A 20,845-nucleotide genomic window follows, 5' to 3' on the forward strand; every position below is an offset into this window, starting at 1 on the left:
TCTTAGCTGAAATTGGTACGGACGTTGGAAACCAATTCCCGACTGCCGCACATTTATGTTCATGGGCAGCCTTGGTCCCTGGACACAATGAGAGCACAGGTAAAAGGAAATCTAGTAGATCCAAAATGGAAATAAGTATTTAAGATCAGCATTAACTGAAGCAGCTCAATCAGTCAGGGGTTCAAAAAACTATCTTGGTGCATTGTATCGACGAACAGCTGGACGAAAAGGCAACAAAAGAGCAGCTATTATAGTTGCACATGCGATATTTCTCCACTGGTTGCCATCTGGCTCTATATGCCACTCGAAAAATTGCATGATCGTGTTGTTTCTTTTCATGTTCCTTTCCCCCCAGTTCATTAATCTAAAGATATATGCGTATTTACCCGGTTTGATAGAAAAAAAACCAGTGAAAACAAATATATTTAGGAGTTAGGAGGCAGTCCCCTGTTGCATTAAAGTGGAGGTGGACTGACCCACTGGCCTTTCAAAGTAAAAAACCTTATTGAACTATAAAAGTCAATTCCTTTGGGTGGTTTTGAATTAAATTAACACATAAGGAGACCTCCTGTAAGTTCACTTGAACCTATAGGAGGTCTTTTTGGTTGTTCTAAAAGCAAATGAAAAAAAGGATGTTTAATTCAATAGAGGGCGGGAATATAAAGAGTGTAATGGAATTCTAGTAAAATTAAGGAGGAATTTTTCTATGGCTAAGAATACCAAGAACAATCGCAGCGAAAACCGGTTTATCTGTTATACCTTTAAGATATGACCTACAGCATTCATTTATTAGAAGCGATGCTAATGAATAAGCACCGCTTTCCTTGTTTAAGCACTGAATTAAAGATCTAATAGTGTGAAGAAATGCTTGCTAACATTTTGCTAACGCAATCAAGTAAAAACCGTAAAACCCCGTTATAGATGTGACCTTACTGATCAAGTGAAAACCTTGATATACCACTCCTTTGGTACAGAGCGTTAAAGATATTACACACTCTCACCTATGGGCGGATTGATGTAATCTCCCCCTACAAAGAAATAAATATAAAAGCCGTAACCAATCCTCGACAAAAAATTTTCTTGAAATGATGACAGGGTTCGTTTTTCAAAAGGGTTTATGGCGGTTTTAATCAAATGTTTAATTAGTTCCGATTTGTGCTAATCAATCGTTTGATTAAAAACGTGTTTTTTCCTGTGATGTAGGGCTTAAATGGGTTTTGAGTGGTAAAAAGTTTGTCGAATTTAAGAATGTATTTGTGTGAAGAACTCGGAATAGCAGCATCGAAGAATCTTTCGATCTAGTGCCAGGCACCATTGTTTCTAAATTGGCTTCTCTGGCTGAAAGTTAAGCATGCAAAGAGACCACTTGGGTGGTATACCAAGTGGTCTCTTGTGCTTCTTTCTTTCAACTGAGGCGCTGGACGAACCAGAAGATGCCCATGGCCATGATAAGGGTGGAGCTGGTTGTGACGAAAGCGGGAAAACGTTTGTACTTTCTGGCCATGACAAGCAATGGAAAGACGAGTGCGATGATGGCGATCTGGCCGATTTCGACACCAAGGTTGAAAAAGAGCAGGGATGACGCGACGGTGCTGCTAGAGAGCTGCATTTCCTGTAAGATTCCGGCAAATCCGAAGCCATGGATGAGGCCGAACAGGAGGGTGATGATCCAGCGCTTTTTTAATTGCCACTTTGAAAGGTTTTCGATGGCGACAAAAACGATGCTGAGGGCAATCGCTGCCTCTACCAATTGGCTAGGAAGTGAAACGATGCCGAGTGTTGCAAGGCCAAGTGTGATGCTATGACCAAGCGTAAAAGCGGTGACAACCTCAACGACCCGGCCGAGTGAAATGGCCGCTGGGAGGATCAGACACAACACGAATAAAATATGGTCATAGCCTGTAAGGATATGCTCAATTCCAAGGATGACAAAGTTCGAAGCCTGACGAAGCCAGTTCCGATCGCCGATGACTAATTCGCGTTCGGCAATTGTAAACGTGAATTCTTGGGTTTCTTTTTCGCCTTCGATGGTGGCAAAGTTAATGTGTGAACGGTTGATATCGTCAACAAATAACTCATATGCGATGCGTGTTGATTCACCGCCGCATGGGTACTCCATTTGGAAGTGTGCGAGGGGATAGTTGTCGCTCGTCATGCTGACGTTTGTCCCGGTCACTCGCGGTTCGCAAATAAGTTCGTCACGGTAAACATTCATGCCTGCAGTTATGTAATTCGTAAGGGTTTCTTCATTTTGAGATAGTACTTCTTCCATTTTCTGTATCGAATCTGCGGATTCAAAGGCAGCAATAAACCCGAATGCCTCAGCAAGCTCAGAAAAATCAAGGGCAAGATCTATTTCAACTCCATCGGATCCGTCCTGAACGTCCATATAGCCATAGCTGTTGGCGTGGGCACTTGCCTTATTTGGAAGGAAGCTTGTCAATAAGAGTACGAATAAAAGGATGAAAGAATTCAGAGTAAGTAGTTGTTTCATATAATGTGGGGCTCCTTCCTTTTTTGAAAAAATATTCCTTTGGAAAACAGGGGAATGGAGATGGTATCGTGGTGATCCATCTCCATCCTTGTTTTCTATTACTTCGCTGTTTTAATCTCTTTTATCTGCTTCTCACCGCTTGGCGTTTTATTGATGTCGAAAGCATCATACAATTCGCCAGTGGCAGTACGGGCTTCATAGGAAAGCTTGTTTCCGTCAACCGTAACTAGCTGATAATGCTGTGTATCCTTGCTTGCTTTTTTCACTTCGGCACCATTATCATCCCAGTTTTTCGTTGTAGTGTCGTACATCTTAGGACCGGAAACAGAGACAACGAAGACGGTGTCGGCTTTTTCGCTCATTGCATTTGTTCCTTCAGAAACATTGGTGACCATGCCGCGAGCGTAGCTGTGGTCATGTCCTTGAAGAACGAGATCCACACTGTGCTTTTCGATGACAGGAAGCAGCTTGTCACGAACCTCTTGGTTATTGCGACCAGGAGAAGTTGAGAAAACTGGATGGTGGAATGTCAAAACGGTCCACTTGTTCGGGTTATCGGTCAGAACTTCTTCTAACCAAGCTACTTGCTTGTCTAGGTTTACACCACGAAGGTTCGTATCAAGGGTAATAATACGCATGCCTTGATAATCGGTGTAGTAGACATTTTCCTTGAATTCGGCAGGTCCGTTTTCAGGAAAAGCAAATTGTGGTTGCCAGTATTGGGAAAGTCCACTTGGTGCTCCTTTGACGATTTTGGAGTATTCGTGGTTGCCTGGAGAGGCAATGCTAGGAACCATACCATTGATCCAGCCGCCAGCTTCAAACCATTCACCCCATTGTTCGTCTGCATCCCCATGGTTGATCAAGTCGCCGGCGTGGATGATGAAGTCAGCATCAGGCATATCGGAATAGGCATTACGGATGACACGGGACCAGTGTTCTTTAATGTCATTTTGCGCGTCCCCAACGTAAAGGAAGGAGAAGGGCTCTGCCTGGTTGGAAGCTGTTTCGAATTCAAACCACTCGCTCCAGTTAACGCCATCTCCGACCCGGTACAAGTACTTTGTTTCCGGATTGAGATCTTCAAAGTTAACGGTGTGGTATTTTGAAGTGTATTCCTGATTTCCTTTTACTTCACTTGAGCTTTCGGCATTAACGGTGACCGCTTGCTGTTTGAAGGATGGGCCATCACCTGCAACAGCAATCTGGGCTTGAGGTGTGACTACGCTAGTATCGGTGCGCCAGGTAACAGCTTGTGTAGTGGCAGTGTCACCTTTCCAGTTCAGGATTACCCGGTCTGGTACAGGGGTAGGCTTGTACGTCTCCGAAGCCGGGTACTTTGTTGCAGTCAGGTCGGCAAGGACAACATTCATGGTCGGAACCGCGGCAACCAGCAAGGCTGATAGCAAAATCGTTCTGCTCTTCGTGGTGCTGAACATCTTCTTAACATTCATTCAATCCATCTCCCTTTGTACGAATATGTATTACAATTCAATCATAGGATAGCGTTATTTAGCGGATGTATGAATAGAGTAAAGAAAAGGTAAATCAGGATAAAATGGGAAAAAAGTCTAAAAATGGGCGAGGTAGGGAGGAGATTGACACTTCCTCTTATTATTTAGGAGTGTAGATTTTCACTATCGAGGATGAAATACTAGGCAACAGTACCCAAGTCAAGATTTGTGACCGTTTAATTTTTAACATATTTGTAAATTTTTTGTTAAATTTGTAAACATGAAAAGCCAATTCTAAAGGGTAGTATATCAGCAATGAACTCTAAACAAAGTTGATTAATTCCAAAATAGCATTTTCGAGTAACTTATTTTAAGGGATACCTGAAGAATAGGTAGCAATAAACTAACTCATAACATTTATATACTAGAGATTGCTAACATATTGCTAACGCAATCAAATGAAAAACGGTAAATTCTCTTTAAAGATGTTACACTTCAAATTTACCAAAATCTTGATATATCGCACTTTTTGCACACATCGTATAAGATAATACACACTCTCACCTTAGGGGCGGCATGATGTAGGCTTTAAGCCTACTACATGCACTCAAAATGAGAAATAGTTACGGCTATTTCTCACCCATTTTATGAAGTAGTCATGTAAATAATTTATATCAATAGCAAAAACCACTTCCTATAAATTTATAAACTGTTTCGTTTTGAGGTGCATAACGATAAATTGACATAAGAAATGGCATAAGAATCGACGTATGCCATTTCCCTTTAATATAAGGATTTTGAACACCTCTTATAGAAAAGTGGAACCAATAATGACATAATAAATTTAAAGGACAAAGATTGTTGTACACCCAAAATCAAGTGTCAAATGGTGTGTCACTTGGGATGTCAATTCTTACGATGTTTCCAATGATAAACCTATAAAAAATACATTTGCTTCTTTAACTTACGGAGCAGGTTTCTTGAATAGGGAATAGAAAAGAATATGAAATTATGAGAACGAATGGCAGGTAACATCAAGTGCCTCAAACTATATATTTTTAATTACTGGTACTTAGTGATACACATAATTCATTAAATTCGTTTTAAAATTAGGATTATGCTATTATTTACTTAGCTTGCTAAATATTTATTGAAAGTGAGGTTTTATTGTGATTGATAATGAAATACGTGAACACATTGATAAAATATCTTCTCAGATGCGAAGACAATACTCGGAAATGTTACGAGAACTAGATCTTCATGTCGGTCAAGATAATTTATTATGCAAATTATGGAGAGAAGATGGTATTACGCAGATGCAATTGACTGAACAATTGAATTGTGAGCCTCCTACCGTAACGAATATGGTCAAAACACTTGAGAAAAAGTGCTTTGTTTATCGCAAGAAAGATTCAGTCGATGGTCGAGTGAGTCGTGTTTATTTAACTGAGAAAGGGTCAGCTGTACGTGAGCCTATTGAGCAAATGTGGTGCAATCAACAAGAGAAAATATTAAAAGGAATAACAGCAGAGAATCGTGTACTCTTGAATGAAATCTTACAGCAAATGGAGAAAAATCTTCGATAATTCTTCATTTAATCATTTACTTAGCAACCTAAGTAAATACAGAATTAGTTTTCTGCACAATCATAGTTAAATACTTAGCAAGCTAACAAATTTTGAATTTTAATAGAAATTAAAGGAGAAATATGAAATATGTCGATTAACAATAAGGATATTAAACTTTCCATTTTGGATATTGGTACAAAGTTGCAAGGAAATGATGCAAGTCAAACATTGAAAGATTCCACAGAAAGAGTCCAACTTGCAGATGAATTGGGTTACTCACGCTATTGGTTTGCAGAACATCATAATGCAGCAAACCAAGTAAGCACATCTCCAGAATTAATGATAGCTCATGCGGCTGCACATACAAAGCGTATTCGAGTAGGTGCAGGTGGTATTATGATGCCGAATCACAGCCCGTTGAAAGTCGTAGAAAATTTTTCTCTATTAAAGGCACTGCATCCGGAGAGAATTGATTTGGGAATTGGCAGAGCTACTGGAACAGACCATTTAACTGCTTATGCGTTAAGACGCTCTAAAGAAGCCGTTACCTCTTATGATTTTCCAGAACAATTTTATGAGATGTTATCGTTTTTCCAAAGGAATTTCCCTGCTGATCATCCTTATAGAGGGATTATTCCCATTCCAAATGGTGGAAATCATTCGTTAATACCGGATATGTATATGTTAGGTTCGAGTACGGGAGGAGTAGAATTTGCGATAAATGAGGGGCTTGGATTCGTTTTTGCTTCTCACCTTGCACCACATTTAGCGATTCCAGTATTAAAGAGATATCATAATAAATTTAAACCTTCGGCACATAATTCAGAACCAAAAGGAATTTTCTCTACTATTTTGATAACGGCGGAAACAGATGAAGAGGCAGAGTATCTGGCAGGACCAGTTGAATTATATTGGGCTAAACTACATACCGGCGATATTCATTCACCATTTCCGACATTGGAAGAAGCGAGTAAGCACGTATACTCAGTAAATGAAAAAGCAGCAAGAGCACAAAATAAAGATCGATTTATTATTGGCGGTATTCAGACGGTTGCAGAGAAACTAAGACATATAGGAAAAGAAGCAATGGTAGATGAAGTAATGATTATGGAATTTTACTCTGATAAAAAGGCTAGTCACAATGCTTATCGTATGCTAGCGAAAGAATTTAATTTAAAAGGATAATAACAATATTAAGGGAGTTAGACAGGATGGATAACAAAGCAAAAATGCAATTAGTGATGCAAATGGGTTCAGGTTATGGTTTAGATCAAGGTGCTTGGCATATGCCTAATGCAGTTACAGATGCTTATACAAATATAGATGTGCAGGTTGAGTTAGCAAAAATAGCGGAGCGTGGAAAAATACAAATGATTTTCTTCGCTGATACACCAGCTTTAACGAGCGATATCAGTAATCAACCACCTCAGTCTCCGATGGATCCCATTGTTTTATTGACAGCACTGGCTAGAGAGACCGAACGAATTGGTTTGCTTACGACGATATCTACGACTTTCAACCATCCATATAATGTTGCTCGTCAGCTTAAAGCATTGGATGTTGTCAGTAATGGTCGGATCGGGGTAAACTTTGTTACGACTTCCAACCCTGTGGCAGCCATGAATTTTGGAGACAAAGTACCTAGTCGCCAAGAAAGATACGAACAAGCTCATGAATTTATTCAAATTGTTCAGGGGTTATGGGGAAGCTGGGAAGAAGATGCTCTGCTGCTTGATGTTGAAAATGGAAAGTTTGCTGATATGGACAAAATTCAACCGGTTAACTTGGCTGGAAATTATCTAAAGTCAAGAGGACCTTTACCAATTCCGCCTTCAAAGCAAGGTCAACCTGTTATTTTTACAGCTGGCGGATCCGAAGAAACACTTAAAATTCTTGGACGCTATGCCAATGGTCTGTATACAAATCCATATGATATGAAGACTGCAAGTGTTTACAGAGAAATTTTCCGGGAAGGTGCCAAAAAATTCGGACGTGACCCAAATGAAATAAAAGTGTTTCCGGGTATTATCCCTTCCATTGCACCTACTAAAGAAGAAGCGTTAGCACGCCGAAGACAACTTGACCGTAATGGTGATTTGAGAGGAAGGGTACAATATTTAGGGTCGATGATTGGTGTTCCTTTATCATACGAACAGATTGATCAACCGGTTCCTGAGCAAATGCTTAAACATGCTTTTGCGAACCCACATGATCCACGTTCCCCCCAAGCATTAGAACTTGTTAAGACAGGCATGACCATCCGGGATGTATTGGCACATGGCGTAATTAACTATCATCCTGTTATAGTTGGTACCGCTGAAGAAGTTGCTGATTTTATGGAAGAGTGGTTCGTTAATGGTGCGTGTGATGGTTTTGCCATTCAACCAGACGTAAGTTTTGATGGAATTCGTGATTTCGTTGACCAAGTTATTCCTATTTTACAAGAAAGAGGATTGTTCCATGAAGATTACGAAGGTACTACTTTACGAGAACATATGGGGATACCTTACCAATATGGAGCTATGGAATAAACTTGATTAACATACATGTGAATTTTTAAAAGTAAACAAGGTGCCAGGCACTTTTATTTTTAAGCTGCTCATCCTTAAATATAGCTTGTTTTAGTTGATATCCAGCGACTTCCATAAGGTTATTAAAGTGGGTTGCTGGGACAATTTTATCGTTAATTAATCGTGTGCTTGTTTCTCCACTCTTAAACTTTTTAATTCAAGGTTTAAGTAAGCAAAAGCTTCATTAAGCACTGTCCTTCATCACTGACGACAACTCATGTGAATAAGTAATAGGCATTCACCTTGCCTAAATGAATATCATATTGGTAAAGCTTTCAAGGGGGAATCGGAGTGGGGTACTATGTTAGTGTAGAATCAGGCGTAAAATTATATGTAGAAGATATAAATTCCGAGGGCAGTAAGACGATAGTGTTTTTGCATGGTTGGCCGCTAAGCCATAAACAGTTTGAATATCAATTTGATGTTCTTCCCTTTATGGGTTACCGCTGTATCGGAATTGACTGGAGAGGATTTGGAAAGTCGGATAAGCCAATAAGTGGATATAATTTTGACCGATTGGCGGATGATATACGTACAGTAGTTGATGTACTTCAATTAGACAATTTCACACTTGTAGGTCACTCTACAGGTGGAGCAATCGCGATTCGATATATGTCCCGGCATAATGGTTACGGAGTATCCAACCTTGTCCTAGTAGACGCTGCAGCTCCTATAGGCTTTACTACAGAAACTGCGACTAGATTTCTTACTCAAGCGTTAAATGACCGGCCTAAGATGATGCAAGAAGTGATAGACAACTTTTTCTTTCAATATATAACAAACTCATTCTCTGAGTGGTTTTTTCAATTGGGCTTGCAAGCAGCTGGTTGGTCAACGGCAGCGATCATCAATACACTAAGAGATGAGAAGCTTTATGGAGATTTGCCAAACATACATGTCCCTACCTTAATCATTCATGGTGTTCACGACAAAGTTATTCCATTTGCACAGGCTCATGAACTAAATCAAACAATAAAAAATTCACAGCTTGTTCCGTTTCATTACAGCGGTCATGGTCCTTTCTGGGAAGAACGTGACAAGTTTAACAAACTATTAAAGCAAATTATTGGTTGATAGTCCTCTTCATAAGGAAGCAAGTTTCGAAGACCAAGCTGCCATTTGGCGGCTTTTCTTTTTGAAGTGACGGGGTAGGAGAGTTTACTTAGTAGTGTTTAGTTGAGGTGGCAATGAGATACTGAAAAAATATTTAGAAAGGTTCTTTTTACGAACAAATTAGTTAAAATAGGCTTTTGCAGTACACAAAACGGATAAGCTCTTTTTTTTGAAATAATATACAGGATTAGATATACTTGAATAGTATGATGATTTTTAATAGATCTAGACTATTAAAATAAAAGTCTAAGATTCAACTAATCAGAAAGGTGGAAGTAAAAAGTGAATACACTAGTAGCTCAAGAAAGAAAAGATTTTAAAAGATCTACTTTGAAAACATTGAGAAATGATGGGGGAATCCCTGCAATTGTTTATGGAAGAGAGATTAATACTGAATCTATTTTTATTAAGTACAAAGAATTACGGAACGTGATAAGGAAAGTTGGTAGAAATGGTATAATATCACTAAACCTTGATGGAAAATCAAAAGATGTGATACTAAGAGATTACCAAAATAACCCTGTAACAAAGGATATACTTCATGTGGATTTTCTTCAAGTTGATAGTCACACTGAAATTGATACAAGTGTTAGTGTCATTTTAAAGGGAACGTCTAATGGAGAAAAAGTTGGAGGAGTTGCTAAACAGTTTCTTCACGAATTAAATATAACAGCAAAAGTTAATGATCTGCCTGATAGTATTGAAATTGATATCACAAACTTTGAAATCGGTCATACCGTTCAAATAGCAGATATTAAAAAAGAATATAGTAACTGTACGTTCAAGCATGAGGATGAAGAAGCTATCATGATGGTCGACTATGTGAAAGCTATAACAGAGGAAGAAGAGGATGCTAGTAAGGTGGAAGCATCGCAAGTTTAGTCTCTGAAATAGTAGAAATAGGAACCAACTTATGAAAATTAGCACTCCACGCTAAGCTTCATTAAACTGAGCATATTTCAGACTTTTAATACTGTTTGTCTTTTACCATTAAAAGTATAAATAAAACGAAAAACTATGTCAATACTTTTTTAAGCGAATTTTGATTTGTGTTATTAGAGGATTTTTAACGGAGGCTTCTTATGAGTTCAGCGAACTTTTGAGAGGCTTCTTTTTTCATTTCTTGCGTTAGATGAAGAACATATTTTTCGTTATTTGATCATCGGAATGGCCGAGTCGGTCCATAATTTGTTCGAGAACTACACCGGCCTCTGCAAGAAGCGATGTATGTGTATGTCGTAAAGAGTGTGGGGTTAATTCAAGATTTAAGTTTGCAAGAGCAATCAGTTCTTGCCATTCTCAGTTGTACCGTTTTGATTACGATAGGATATCCTGTTTATCGCTCTGTTTGCAAATTCAGTAGGGTCCTCTTGATTAGCTCCAATTCTAATGCTTTCCGAAAAATCATTCTTCCAGTTCGATGTATTCCCTCCCTTGTACTATCAGAATATCCTCTTTCCTTTATTGACCATTTGATAAGTACGTACTTTTATCATCCCTAGTTTCCAAAAAGAAACTTCTGAAATAAAAAAACGCTAGCAAAATTTCAGCTAGCGTGTATGAGTTGTTATATATTTTGTATCTTTGTTCTTTTTATGTTCTAAATGCAAGGTACTCCATTCATGCATCGCTTCTAAAACTGGTTCAATGGATTTTCCATATGCAGTAATGGAATATTCAACTTTGGGTGGTACTTGAGCATACACTTCCCGATTTACGATATCTTCTTCCTCTAACTCACGCAATTGTGTTGTCAGCATTTTCTGAGTAATGCCCGGTATGGCACGTTTAAGTTCGTTAAAACGCATAACTTTATTTTCGAATAGCAGAAGTAGAATAATTGGCTTCCATTTTCCCACAATGATCTCTAGTGCTTCATCTACTTGACAGTCTCTTGCTTGTTTTTCCAAATTGATACCTCCTTACAGTATCCTAAAAGATACTATAGCACTTTTAAGTGCGTACTTTTTAAAATGTATTGTTAGATTCATAATAACATCATAATAGATTTTTTGAAAGCGAGGTATTTTCTTGGAACAATATCGAATTAAAAAAGATTTAGGTATTGAATTTGGCTTATATTCACTCGGTGATCATCTACCGAATCCACATACAGGACAACGTATTTCTCAGCAACAACGTATTCAAGAATTAATAGAGGCAGCAAAACTTGCAGAAGAAGCAGGTATTGATCTCTTTGGTCTTGGCGAAAGTCATCAAGAACATTTCACAACACAAGCACACACGGTTGTATTAGGAGCTATTGCACAAGCAACGGACAAAGTTAAAATTTCCAGTGCATCTACCATTATTAGCACATGGGACCCTGTAAGGGCATATGAAGATTTTGCAACAATCGATTTAATTTCCAATGGACGTACTGAAATAATAGCTGGTCGTGCATCACGTGTTGGATTATTTAATTTACTTGGATTTAGCTTACGTGATTATGAAGAATTATTTGAAGAAAAGTTTGAGCTACTTAACAAAATAAATGAAGAAGAAATCATTAAATGGGAAGGGAAATTCCGTGCGCCACTTAAAGATGCTGAAATTTTACCACAGCCATTACACGGACGATTGCCAATTTGGCGAGCAGTAGGAGGACCACCTGCTAGTGCTATAAAAGCTGGTTATGCAGGGGTTCCGATGGTATTAGCAACACTTGGTGGACCTGCAGCAAACTTCAAACCATCTGTTGATGCATATCGAGAAGCAGCACAACGTAGTGGATTTGACGTAGATGAATTACCGATTGCGACAACAAGCTTATTCTATACAGCTGAAACAACACAACAAGCCATGAAAGAAGTCTATCCGCATATTAATAGTGGAATGGAAGCAATTAATGGGCGAGGCTATCCAAAGCAATTTTTTGCTCAAGTAGGCGATGTCCGTGATGCTATGATAATTGGTAGCCCGCAACAAATTATTGAAAAATTACTCTACCAACATGAATTGTATGGTCATCAACGCTTTTTAGCACAGCTTGATTTTGCTGGTGTGCCATTTGAAAATATTATGAAAAACATTGAACTAATTGGAACAGAAATTTTACCAGCGATTAAAAAATATACAAAGAAAGAGGCAAAGTAATATGAAAGTATTAGCAATTGCTAGCTCAATTGTGGGTTCAAAAACACGTACAGCGATGAATGCAGTGGTAGATGAATTTAAAAAGTCCTATGTAAACGTGGAAATCGAACTACTGGATTTAGCAGAGTTGAATATTCAATTTAGTGATGGGCGCAATTATTTAGAATACGAAGGCGATTCAGGACGTATTACAAAAGCAATGATGGAAGCAGATGCGATTGTAATCGGCACTCCGATTTTCCAAGCCTCGATTCCTGCTACACTAAAAAATTTATTTGATCTATTACCCGTAAATGCATTACGAGACAAGATTGTTAGCATGGTCATTACAGCAGGTTCACCGAAGCATTTTTTAATCGCTGAGCAACAATTAAAACCCATCCTTTCTTATATGAAGGCACAAATCGTACAAACGTATGTATTTATCGAAGAAAAAGATTTCCATCGTAGGGAGATTATCAATGACGATATTTTCTTCCGGATTGCACGATTAGTCGAAGATACAGTTGTGTTAACAGAGAGTTACGCAAAAATCCGTAAGGAAAAAGAAGAGAAATATGATTTCTAATTAATGATATGTTAAGAAACACAAACATTCAGCATAACAAGAATGGATTCAATTATTAGAACTGAAAGGAAGATAATTCATGAGCAAAAATAATCAAAGAAGTTTTGAATTTGGTGTCTATACTTTTGGAGAAATAATTCCAGATCCCATTACTGGAAAAATGATTTCTGCGGAAGAGCGTATTCAAAATATCATCGAGACAGCGAAGCTGGCTGATGAAGTAGGATTGGATATTTTTGGTTTGGGGGAACATCATCGTTTGGATTTTGCGGTTTCAGCTACACCTGTTGTATTAGCAGCGATTGCACAAGCAACGAAAAATATTCGACTAGCCAGTGCTACAACTGTATTAGGTACAGCAGATCCTGTAAGAGTATTTGAAGACTTTTCGACAGTAGATTTAATTTCAGGCGGGCGTGCCGAAATTATGGCTGGTAGAGGAGCATTTATCGAATCGTTCCCTCTTTTTGGCTATGACTTGGATGATTATCATGAACTTTTTGAAGAGAAATTACAATTGTTACAAGAACTAAATAATAATGAACGTGTTACATGGCAAGGGAAGTTTCGTTCACCATTAAATAATAGCGAGATTGCTCCTAGACCAAAACAAAGTAAGATTCCGATTTGGAGAGGAGTAGGAGGAACCCCTGCAAGTGCAGTTCGGGCTGGGCAGGCTGGGTTTGGAATGGCACTCGCTATTTTAGGAGGTAATCCACTTTATGTAAAACCTTTAGTAGAAGCCTATCGTCAAGCTGGGATTTCGGCAGGACACGCAGAAGAGAATCTAAAAATTGCAATCACAAGCCATGGCTATATTGGCAAGACTGCAGAACAGGCTGTGAATGAATTTCACCCATATTATTCTAATTATATTAGAACGATGATGGGAAGAAATATTCCTAAAGATCAAGTGGCAGCAGCTGTTTCTAAAAACAATGCACTTGCTGTTGGAGGTCCTGAAGAAATCGTTGAAAAAATACTTTATCAGCACGAATTATTTGGTCATGATCGCTTTATTATGCAGCTTGATATTTGTCAGCCGTTCTCCCAAGTTGCAAGTGCGATTGAATTATTAGCTACTAAAGTAATGCCTCTAGTAAAACGAGAAATAAATAACAAATAAATTAAAAAGTTACTATGCCAGAATAGGGCGCTTTAATGAAGTAATGAAAAAGCCCAATTTCTTATTAATTTACGGTGAAGTTGGGCTTTTTAGTATTGGTTTGAAATTTATAATAACAACCTAAGGGAGAGTATGAAATTTTTATGAAAAAAAAATATATTCTAATGATAATCGCTTTATTTATTGCATCATTGAACTTGCGTCCGGCAATTAACTCGATCGCACCATTGCTCGAAACGATTAGAACCAGCTTAGGAATGAACGCCTCCGTAGCGAGTTTGCTAACTTCGATTCCTGTTCTTTGCATGGGACTCTTCGCTCCTGCAGCCATAAAGTTCAGCGGGAAATGGGGTATTGAGCGGGTATTGGGTTGGTCGCTGCTTGTCATCGGAGTCGGTACCATTCTTAGGTTCTTCACGGATTCGGTCTCATTTTTGCTTATTACCGCTTTTATTGCTGGTATAGGGATTGCATTTGCAGGACCGCTTCTTCCCGGATTTATTAAGCGCCACTTTCCTAAGCATGTGCCCTCGATGATTGCGATATACACGGTTGCACTTACTCTGGGAGCAGCACTAAGCTCGAGCTTGATCGTGCCGATGCAGAATAGTATGAACTCTTGGCAGAGCGCGCTCGGGATATGGGCGGTCATCGCATTCGTCGCAGTGCTGTTATGGTGGTTGTTCGTTATGCGGCATATTAGACCGCAAGATCATCCCACTTCAACCGGCACGAAGACGAGAATGCCATGGACAAATAAGAAGGCGTGGCTACTTACACTGACGTTCGGCTTGATGGCCATGCTATTCTATTCATTCACAGCCTGGTTGCCAGATATTATTCAAGGGATGGGCTATAGTAAGTCCTACGCTGCAAGCGCGCTTACGATTTTCGTCGTTGTTCAGATTCCGGTAAGCCTTGTTCTGCCGATCTTGCTTCGTAAATTCCCTTCCCGTCGCCTTTGGCTAATGGTTGCAGCGATGTCGGAACTCGTCGGGCTTGTGATGCTTGCGTCCTCCATTGCACCGTTGATTGCCACGATCTTTATTGGTGTAGGCGCCGGCGCATTGTTTTCTCTCAATCTACTACTGCCTCTGGACGCTACCGACAATCCGCAGGAGGCGGCTGCTTGGTCGGCCATGACTCAATCTGCTGGCTATGTGATCGGGGCAACCGGCCCCCTCATTCTTGGCTGGATTCACGATGCGACGGATAGCTTCTCAACAGCTATAGCGGGGTTGATGGTAATTAACGTAGTGATGATGGTCGTGCAAATCGCCGCCACTACCATAAAAAGAAAACAACAATCGGGAGAAATCAATCACAATCAGAAAGTATCATAAGCCAACCTTATGGGACACAAATTTAGCAGTTTACGAAAAATCAGGTTTTTTCTACTACAAGAAATTAAAACAACATGTGTTTATAGATGGTCAGTTGATTAATAAACAACTATCAGAAAAGATTATGTAATAAAAGAACAGCCTATACGTATGGCAATCATAGATTTCTGGAATTATTCGTGTCTACTATCATGGGCTCAATACACAGGCACCATCCACTTTTTGGATGGTGCCTGGCACTTTTATTCGTTAAACCCTATGAGAAACCCTTCCATAACATGATAGTATCAACCATTCTTTCCGAACTTCGTTGTTTTTATAAGTAATAAAGTTTAGTTCAGACCGCGGGGACGGTTACTGTGCCTTAAACTTGCTTAATTAAATATCCATAGGCCATCCCAGTGGTTATGTTATCGCTGGTTTTTATGTAAAGTAGAATTGAAAAGCTAACATAGCGGATTTTTAAAGAAGCTTCTCATAAGTTGAGCATACTTATAGAAAGCTTCTTTTTCCATATCTTGTGTTACAATGATGATATATTTTGGTTCGATAACAATCATATTAAAGGATTAATGAGAGTGAGGAGTGGAAAAAAATGTACTCTTTTCTAGCATATTTTGTTTCCCTTTTTGTCATTTTGATATCAGTATTTACCACACTTTTTGTCAAGAATGAACTAGAACGATTATTTCGAGAAAAAGATGTGCTCCCTTTTCATATATGCAATGTCGTTATTATCTTAATGGTTTCTATGTTGGCACATACTGTAATGACGAAATATATCATTGGGAATGAATTCAATTGGATCTTACAATTCGTAATCCTTCTGTTCATTATCTTGCCAATTTATATTTTAGGGCACATTGCATTTGAAAAATATAAAACAATTTATCGCAAATACATACCCACGGAGAACAGAAAAGTTGTTGTCCTTAACGAAAAGTATTTAAAAAAGAAAAAGAAGTCTTCAAAATTCAAAGATTATAATTCCTTTTCCAAGGAATAGTTAACTGACCACGGGGACGGTTCTTGTGGTCTGCACTAGCACCATTAATAACCATAAGTACTGTCACCCTGAATTCTCGCCATTACCGAAACTTCCGAGTCCGTATGCAGCCAATCATAATACAAGACTTCGCCGTTTTCGAGCACATAGCACATTGGCTTACTCTCATGTCTGTTTTCAGGTAATTGATTGAGATAAAATTCCCTTAATTTGTTGGTCAAGATTCCATAAAAGAACGCAATGGGTTTTACAATTTGTTTGGTTGATTTTAGTTTACGAATCAACTGCTTAAATGACTGAATGGCTATGCTGAGAACATCCTCTATTTGTTGGTTGCATTCAAATCGAAAAGCAGCAATTTGTACCATATGCCAATATTCCTCAATGGTTTTCGCATCAGAGAAGAAGTATTTTACAAGCTGGACAAATGCTTGTGGAACTTTATCACTAACAAACGAGTGATCGAGTTCAATCGGCGCTTCGTTACGTTTACTACTCTTTTGATTATTTGTTTTTAAAAGATTATTAGTTTCTTTAGGGTGGTTCAATTTTTTCGCATTGGGTGGTTCACTTTTAGGAAAACGATTAAAACAATATAGGTTGCTAGACTGTGAGCCATTTTTTCGTTCTGTTTCATGGATCGTGAGGATTCCTAATTCTTTCGCTTTGATGATCATCCGTTTAAACGTAGAGCGGGAGATTCCGTTTCCTTTATAGTCTTCATTAATGGCCTTAAGGATTGTACCAATCTTTGCATTCGAAACTCCAGGGATTTTTGCAGAAAAACGAACCAGCCTCTTCAATGCGACTAATTCCCCTTTTGAGAAATCCCCCTTCTTCACTGTTAACCACATCTCCATATGTGTATTGAACTCCTTAAGACTCGTAAACTGAGAATATTGTTTAAACCCTTCAATCCTGCCCGATTTTAAATTCATAAAAATGCACCGCCCATTCTACCCTCTATATAGGTTTGAAGAGGGCAAAAGGACAGGGTGGTTTACGGTAAGTTGTTACAAATTTGTGAAAAAGAACTAGGTCTACTTTTATCAATAAAGGCGCCAGTAAATAATCCATATTTTAGATGGTGCCTGGTACTTTTATTGTGTAACCTTATTTGCCTGGTTTAAAAAGAGTTTTCTTCGACAATAAATTTTCCTAGAAAACAGGTAAATGTTTGGGTTAAATGGGTTTACTACACTTTTAACCAAACGATTAATTGAGATAACACCTTGTTTTTATTTGTAAAAATATGTATTTTGTTAGTTTCTATTGTCAGTTTTGAAGTTAATTCCTAGCGCTCACAACTTTTATACGACAATTAGTTCTCTTGAAAACAGCCCAAAGTTCGTTTGATAAAAGGGTTTCACCGCGATATAAACAAACGATTAATTGATTGATTTTGCGTTAACCAAACGATTGATCAAAGAAGCTATAAATGCTGTCAAACCTGGGTTTTACCCTCCTGAGAAGGAAGAATATTGTCGAGAAGAGGATATAGTAAAAAAGGTTAGCATCAAGTATGTAAACAATAAAAAAAGCGAAACTAAAAAAAGCAATTGATAAGAAAAATCAAGTGCTTTTTCTATTGCTAATTTATTGTCAAAACAAATGAGATTTGTTATTTGAATTGGTGTTTTGCGCCTCACAACCAAACCTATACTCACATATGACTAGTTTTTTTGGAAGCTGCACGGTCGTAAATTGTTACCGGGCTTTCTGTTTTATAATGTCTTGCCAATGTGGAGGCAGTTCATGTGTTTCAAGATGTTCAAATTTCTTTAATTTAATTTGATTAGGAATTATTGTTGGAGCAATTTCAAAAGTCAATCTGTCTTTTCCTTCAGAAATATGTGGTCCAACCACTGGTGTAGTTTCTAGTGTGAGTAAAAAATGAAAGGTACGGAACCCACCAATTCTTTCTACATTTACAATTTCAACCTGGTAAGGATAGACCAATGGTGAATAAGTTAGATATTTAGAGTAATAATCGCTTACGGCCTTATCTATTTCTGGACCTAATAAAAGCATTAATATATCATTGACCATCATTTCTTTCGTATCTTGAGGAGGTGTCGTACTTTCATGTTTCCACCCTGTCAGAAGCCAATCAAAAAGCTCAACTGATCTCTTGCCCCAGTATTATCAAAAGAGTTAAAGATTCCAGCATTTGTTGAGGAAAAAGTTCGAAGTGGAAAGCTAGGAACCAAAACAGGCAGTGGGTTATTTACATATGCAGACGAGGAAGAAGTTCAACAGAAAATCAAACGAAGAGATGAAAACTTTGTTAAATTAGCTAAAATAAAGAACAGTTAGAATGCCACAGGGACGGTTCTTGTGGCCTGAAATAGCTTCATTAAAAACCACAAGAACCGTCCCATTGGCTTCTAATCATCATAATCTTTTTTTAAGAGTAATTCTTTCGGGACCTCAGTACCTCGTGAACCTCGAATGTCTGTTTCTTTCATTTCTGTTGGAAAGAAAACGATGAGATTACCGTGATTTAAAGAAACTAGTTTTTTAGGTAAGCTTTCTATTTCAGGATGCCACGCAACGGTTCCTCTTCTTGCACTTAATAAAATCACTAGGTCGTTTGATTTAGCATCGTTTAATTCATTTTCATATAAAGATTGCCAACTGCCAATTGACTTAAACTCCACCTTGATACCAGGGCGAATTCGTTCAGATACTTTTTCATATTCATTAAGATCATCACGAATGACGAGACCTTTAATGGTTGTTTGGAGTTGAGATGCGATGTCTTTAATAATGGAAATGGAATCTTCAAAACCCGGTTTGAATACAACATTATTCGGAATGATAAGAATCACCCGTTCCATAGTATTCAACGGTTGTTTGATATTCGTTATGAGCAAGCGTTGGTACGTATGTTCAAGAATATTATCAATAATTTTTCCAAATACCTTATCGCTGCCTTCACTTCCACCATTCCACCCTGCGATGATTGTGGTAATTCGTTCTTCCGTAACAGCCCGTTCGATTCCCCAGCCAATGTTTAGATCCACTCGAGTCAACGGCTTAATAGGAACATCCGCTCCAGATGCATACATAATAGCGCGTCCGAGCATTTTTTCCGCATGTGCTACTTCATTGCTCGCCTGTTTTAAATCCTTTTGAACGACAGTCAATGGATACAAAGGCTGTTCTGTCTTTTTTGCCATTTTTATCACGAATCCTAAATCCAGCAGGGATTCCATCGTTTTTGGATTTGCAATTGGGATTAATATACGTTCAGGCGTTTTTTCGTCTACACCATTTTTATCCTGTGAAGTGGCTAGTTTTCTGCCATATTTTTCGCAGAAGTATGGTCCAATAATACAAGTAGCTAAAATGATAATAATTACGGCATTTATTATTTGCTGGTCTAATAATCCAAAGTTGTATCCAACAAGCGTTATTGCTAATGTTGCTGCAGCGTGTGTGGTGGAAAGTCCAAACATTACCTTGTTTTCTGTCTTGGAATAACCATATACTCTCGTCGTTATCCAACTGGCAAGCAGTTTACTGCCAATCGCTACAATGGAGATGAATATAATTACGAGTAATGCATCAGGACTGGATACAAGAACGCGAAGATCCATCAACATACCCACAGATAACAAGAAAAATGGAATAAACAATGCATTTGCCGTAAATAGGATTCTATTCATTAATGGACCATGATCATAAATGTATCGGTTTAATGCTAGACCCGCCAAGAATGCCCCAATAATTGGTTCTAAACCCACAAATAATGATATTGCCCCAGCGACGAATAAAATTGCCAGAACAAAGTTAAATTCTGTAGTTCCTTCATTGTTGGAGCGTTTAAAGAACCACTTTGTCAGATAAGGGGTGAAAATTAGAACGACTACAGCAAAGAGTGTTGTCGAAATAATCAAGTACATCCAAAATCCAAGTGTTAAATCACCTTCAGCTGCCCCTATTATTACAGCAAGAACAAGCAACGCCAAGCTATCTGTTATTAAAGTACCACCAACTGCTGTTGTAACGGCTTTGTTTTTCGCAATGCCAAGCCGGCTTATGGCAGGGTAGCCTAAAAGTGTGTGTGTAGAGAAAATGGTACCAAATAAAATAGCTGATAGTATACCGAGGTCAAGCCATAATCCTACTAATATTCCAAGAATTAATGGGATTGAAAACGAGAGTAAGCCAAATGTAACACTGCGATTTCGATACTTTTTGAAACCATCGAGGTCCAGCTCAAGTCCTGCTATAAACATGATAAACAATAACCCGACTGTTCCAAGCAATTCGATTGTTGAATCACGTGCTAATAGTTCCAGCCCATTTGGTCCGACAATAATTCCCGCTAAAATAGGACCTATAATAGCAGGTACTCTTAGTTTCCCCATTAATATAGGGAACAGCAAAAAAATTAACACAGCTAGACCAAATATGAGAACTGGTTCGTTCAGTGGTAAATGCATAATAATTCCTCACTTTCGTTAAGCGGTATAGATGATTCGCGGTTATCTAAGAAAGG

The 20,845-nt window shown here is 38.4% G+C and carries 17 protein-coding genes and 2 pseudogenes; 12 read left to right on the plus strand and 7 right to left on the minus strand.

Going from position 1 to position 20,845, the window contains the following annotated elements:
* Positions 1 to 268: pseudogene (locus J2Y03_RS29150) on the plus strand (transposase); the annotation flags it as partial.
* Between the two features lie 1,137 nt (positions 269 to 1,405).
* Here J2Y03_RS29150 and J2Y03_RS26345 read toward each other — a convergent pair.
* Positions 1,406 to 2,494 carry a HupE/UreJ family protein gene (locus tag J2Y03_RS26345; protein ID WP_310199982.1) on the minus strand — a complete coding sequence of 363 codons (1,089 nt, stop codon included), beginning with the start codon at positions 2,492 to 2,494 and terminating at the stop codon, positions 1,406 to 1,408.
* Positions 2,495 to 2,592: 98 nt separating this feature from the next.
* On the minus strand, positions 2,593 to 3,948 hold the full coding sequence (locus tag J2Y03_RS26350; protein WP_310199984.1) for a purple acid phosphatase family protein: 1,356 nt from the start codon (positions 3,946 to 3,948) through the stop codon (positions 2,593 to 2,595).
* Between the two features lie 1,238 nt (positions 3,949 to 5,186).
* On the opposite strand from J2Y03_RS26350, the gene J2Y03_RS26355 reads away from it, so the two are divergent.
* The 5 genes from J2Y03_RS26355 (at position 5,187) to J2Y03_RS26375 (ending at position 10,081) form a co-directional block, all read left to right on the plus strand.
* Positions 5,187 to 5,534: a MarR family winged helix-turn-helix transcriptional regulator gene (locus J2Y03_RS26355; protein ID WP_310199986.1), complete on the plus strand. Its 348-nt coding sequence runs from the start codon at positions 5,187 to 5,189 to the stop codon at positions 5,532 to 5,534.
* A 129-nt stretch (positions 5,535 to 5,663) separates the two neighbouring features.
* A complete protein-coding gene (locus J2Y03_RS26360; protein WP_310199988.1) occupies positions 5,664 to 6,701 on the plus strand; it encodes an LLM class flavin-dependent oxidoreductase in 1,038 nt (345 codons plus the stop codon).
* 26 nt (positions 6,702 to 6,727) lie between these two features.
* Positions 6,728 to 8,047, plus strand: a complete 1,320-nt coding sequence (locus tag J2Y03_RS26365) for an NtaA/DmoA family FMN-dependent monooxygenase (protein WP_310199990.1) — start codon at positions 6,728 to 6,730, stop codon at positions 8,045 to 8,047.
* 330 nt (positions 8,048 to 8,377) lie between these two features.
* Complete coding sequence (locus J2Y03_RS26370; RefSeq protein WP_310199992.1) at positions 8,378 to 9,160, plus strand: alpha/beta fold hydrolase; 783 nt, start codon at positions 8,378 to 8,380, stop codon at positions 9,158 to 9,160.
* 321 nt (positions 9,161 to 9,481) lie between these two features.
* Positions 9,482 to 10,081 carry a 50S ribosomal protein L25 gene (locus J2Y03_RS26375; RefSeq protein ID WP_310199994.1) on the plus strand — a complete coding sequence of 200 codons (600 nt, stop codon included), beginning with the start codon at positions 9,482 to 9,484 and terminating at the stop codon, positions 10,079 to 10,081.
* Positions 10,082 to 10,265: 184 nt separating this feature from the next.
* Here J2Y03_RS26375 and J2Y03_RS29155 read toward each other — a convergent pair.
* Positions 10,266 to 10,532 (minus strand): annotated as a pseudogene (locus J2Y03_RS29155) (tyrosine-type recombinase/integrase); the annotation flags it as partial.
* A gap of 217 nt (positions 10,533 to 10,749) precedes the next feature.
* Positions 10,750 to 11,109 (minus strand): winged helix-turn-helix transcriptional regulator, encoded by a 360-nt coding sequence (locus tag J2Y03_RS26385; RefSeq protein ID WP_132096780.1) that lies wholly within the window; start codon positions 11,107 to 11,109, stop codon positions 10,750 to 10,752.
* A 121-nt stretch (positions 11,110 to 11,230) separates the two neighbouring features.
* Here J2Y03_RS26385 and J2Y03_RS26390 point away from each other — a divergent pair, with 121 nt between their 5' ends.
* The 5 genes from J2Y03_RS26390 (at position 11,231) to J2Y03_RS26410 (ending at position 16,338) form a co-directional block, all read left to right on the plus strand.
* Positions 11,231 to 12,295 (plus strand): LLM class flavin-dependent oxidoreductase, encoded by a 1,065-nt coding sequence (locus tag J2Y03_RS26390; protein WP_310199996.1) that lies wholly within the window; start codon positions 11,231 to 11,233, stop codon positions 12,293 to 12,295.
* A 1-nt stretch (position 12,296) separates the two neighbouring features.
* Positions 12,297 to 12,863: an NADPH-dependent FMN reductase gene (locus J2Y03_RS26395; RefSeq protein ID WP_310199998.1), complete on the plus strand. Its 567-nt coding sequence runs from the start codon at positions 12,297 to 12,299 to the stop codon at positions 12,861 to 12,863.
* A 79-nt stretch (positions 12,864 to 12,942) separates the two neighbouring features.
* Positions 12,943 to 13,989 (plus strand): LLM class flavin-dependent oxidoreductase, encoded by a 1,047-nt coding sequence (locus tag J2Y03_RS26400; protein ID WP_310200000.1) that lies wholly within the window; start codon positions 12,943 to 12,945, stop codon positions 13,987 to 13,989.
* A gap of 143 nt (positions 13,990 to 14,132) precedes the next feature.
* Positions 14,133 to 15,332 (plus strand): MFS transporter, encoded by a 1,200-nt coding sequence (locus J2Y03_RS26405; protein ID WP_310200002.1) that lies wholly within the window; start codon positions 14,133 to 14,135, stop codon positions 15,330 to 15,332.
* 595 nt (positions 15,333 to 15,927) lie between these two features.
* A complete protein-coding gene (locus J2Y03_RS26410) occupies positions 15,928 to 16,338 on the plus strand; it encodes a hypothetical protein (RefSeq protein WP_310200004.1) in 411 nt (136 codons plus the stop codon).
* Between the two features lie 44 nt (positions 16,339 to 16,382).
* Here J2Y03_RS26410 and J2Y03_RS26415 read toward each other — a convergent pair whose 3' ends face one another.
* Positions 16,383 to 17,276 (minus strand): hypothetical protein, encoded by an 894-nt coding sequence (locus J2Y03_RS26415; protein WP_310200006.1) that lies wholly within the window; start codon positions 17,274 to 17,276, stop codon positions 16,383 to 16,385.
* 454 nt (positions 17,277 to 17,730) lie between these two features.
* On the opposite strand from J2Y03_RS26415, the gene J2Y03_RS26420 reads away from it, so the two are divergent.
* The gene (locus tag J2Y03_RS26420) at positions 17,731 to 17,901 is read left to right on the plus strand and encodes a hypothetical protein (RefSeq protein ID WP_310200008.1); all 171 of its coding nucleotides are present in this window, start codon (positions 17,731 to 17,733) and stop codon (positions 17,899 to 17,901) included.
* Positions 17,902 to 18,045: 144 nt separating this feature from the next.
* Here the strand turns inward: J2Y03_RS26420 and J2Y03_RS26425 are convergent, their stop codons facing one another.
* Together J2Y03_RS26425 and J2Y03_RS26430 are read right to left on the minus strand one after the other, a co-directional pair.
* Positions 18,046 to 18,387, minus strand: a complete 342-nt coding sequence (locus J2Y03_RS26425) for a DUF3888 domain-containing protein (protein ID WP_310200009.1) — start codon at positions 18,385 to 18,387, stop codon at positions 18,046 to 18,048.
* A 338-nt stretch (positions 18,388 to 18,725) separates the two neighbouring features.
* Entirely contained in the window at positions 18,726 to 20,789 is a 2,064-nt protein-coding gene (locus J2Y03_RS26430; protein ID WP_310200011.1) for a cation:proton antiporter, read from the minus strand.
* Positions 20,790 to 20,845: the final 56 nt, after the last annotated feature.

This window comes from Neobacillus niacini (genome assembly GCF_031457145.1).
Classification (GTDB): Bacteria; Bacillota; Bacilli; order Bacillales; family Cytobacillaceae; genus Neobacillus; species Neobacillus niacini_J.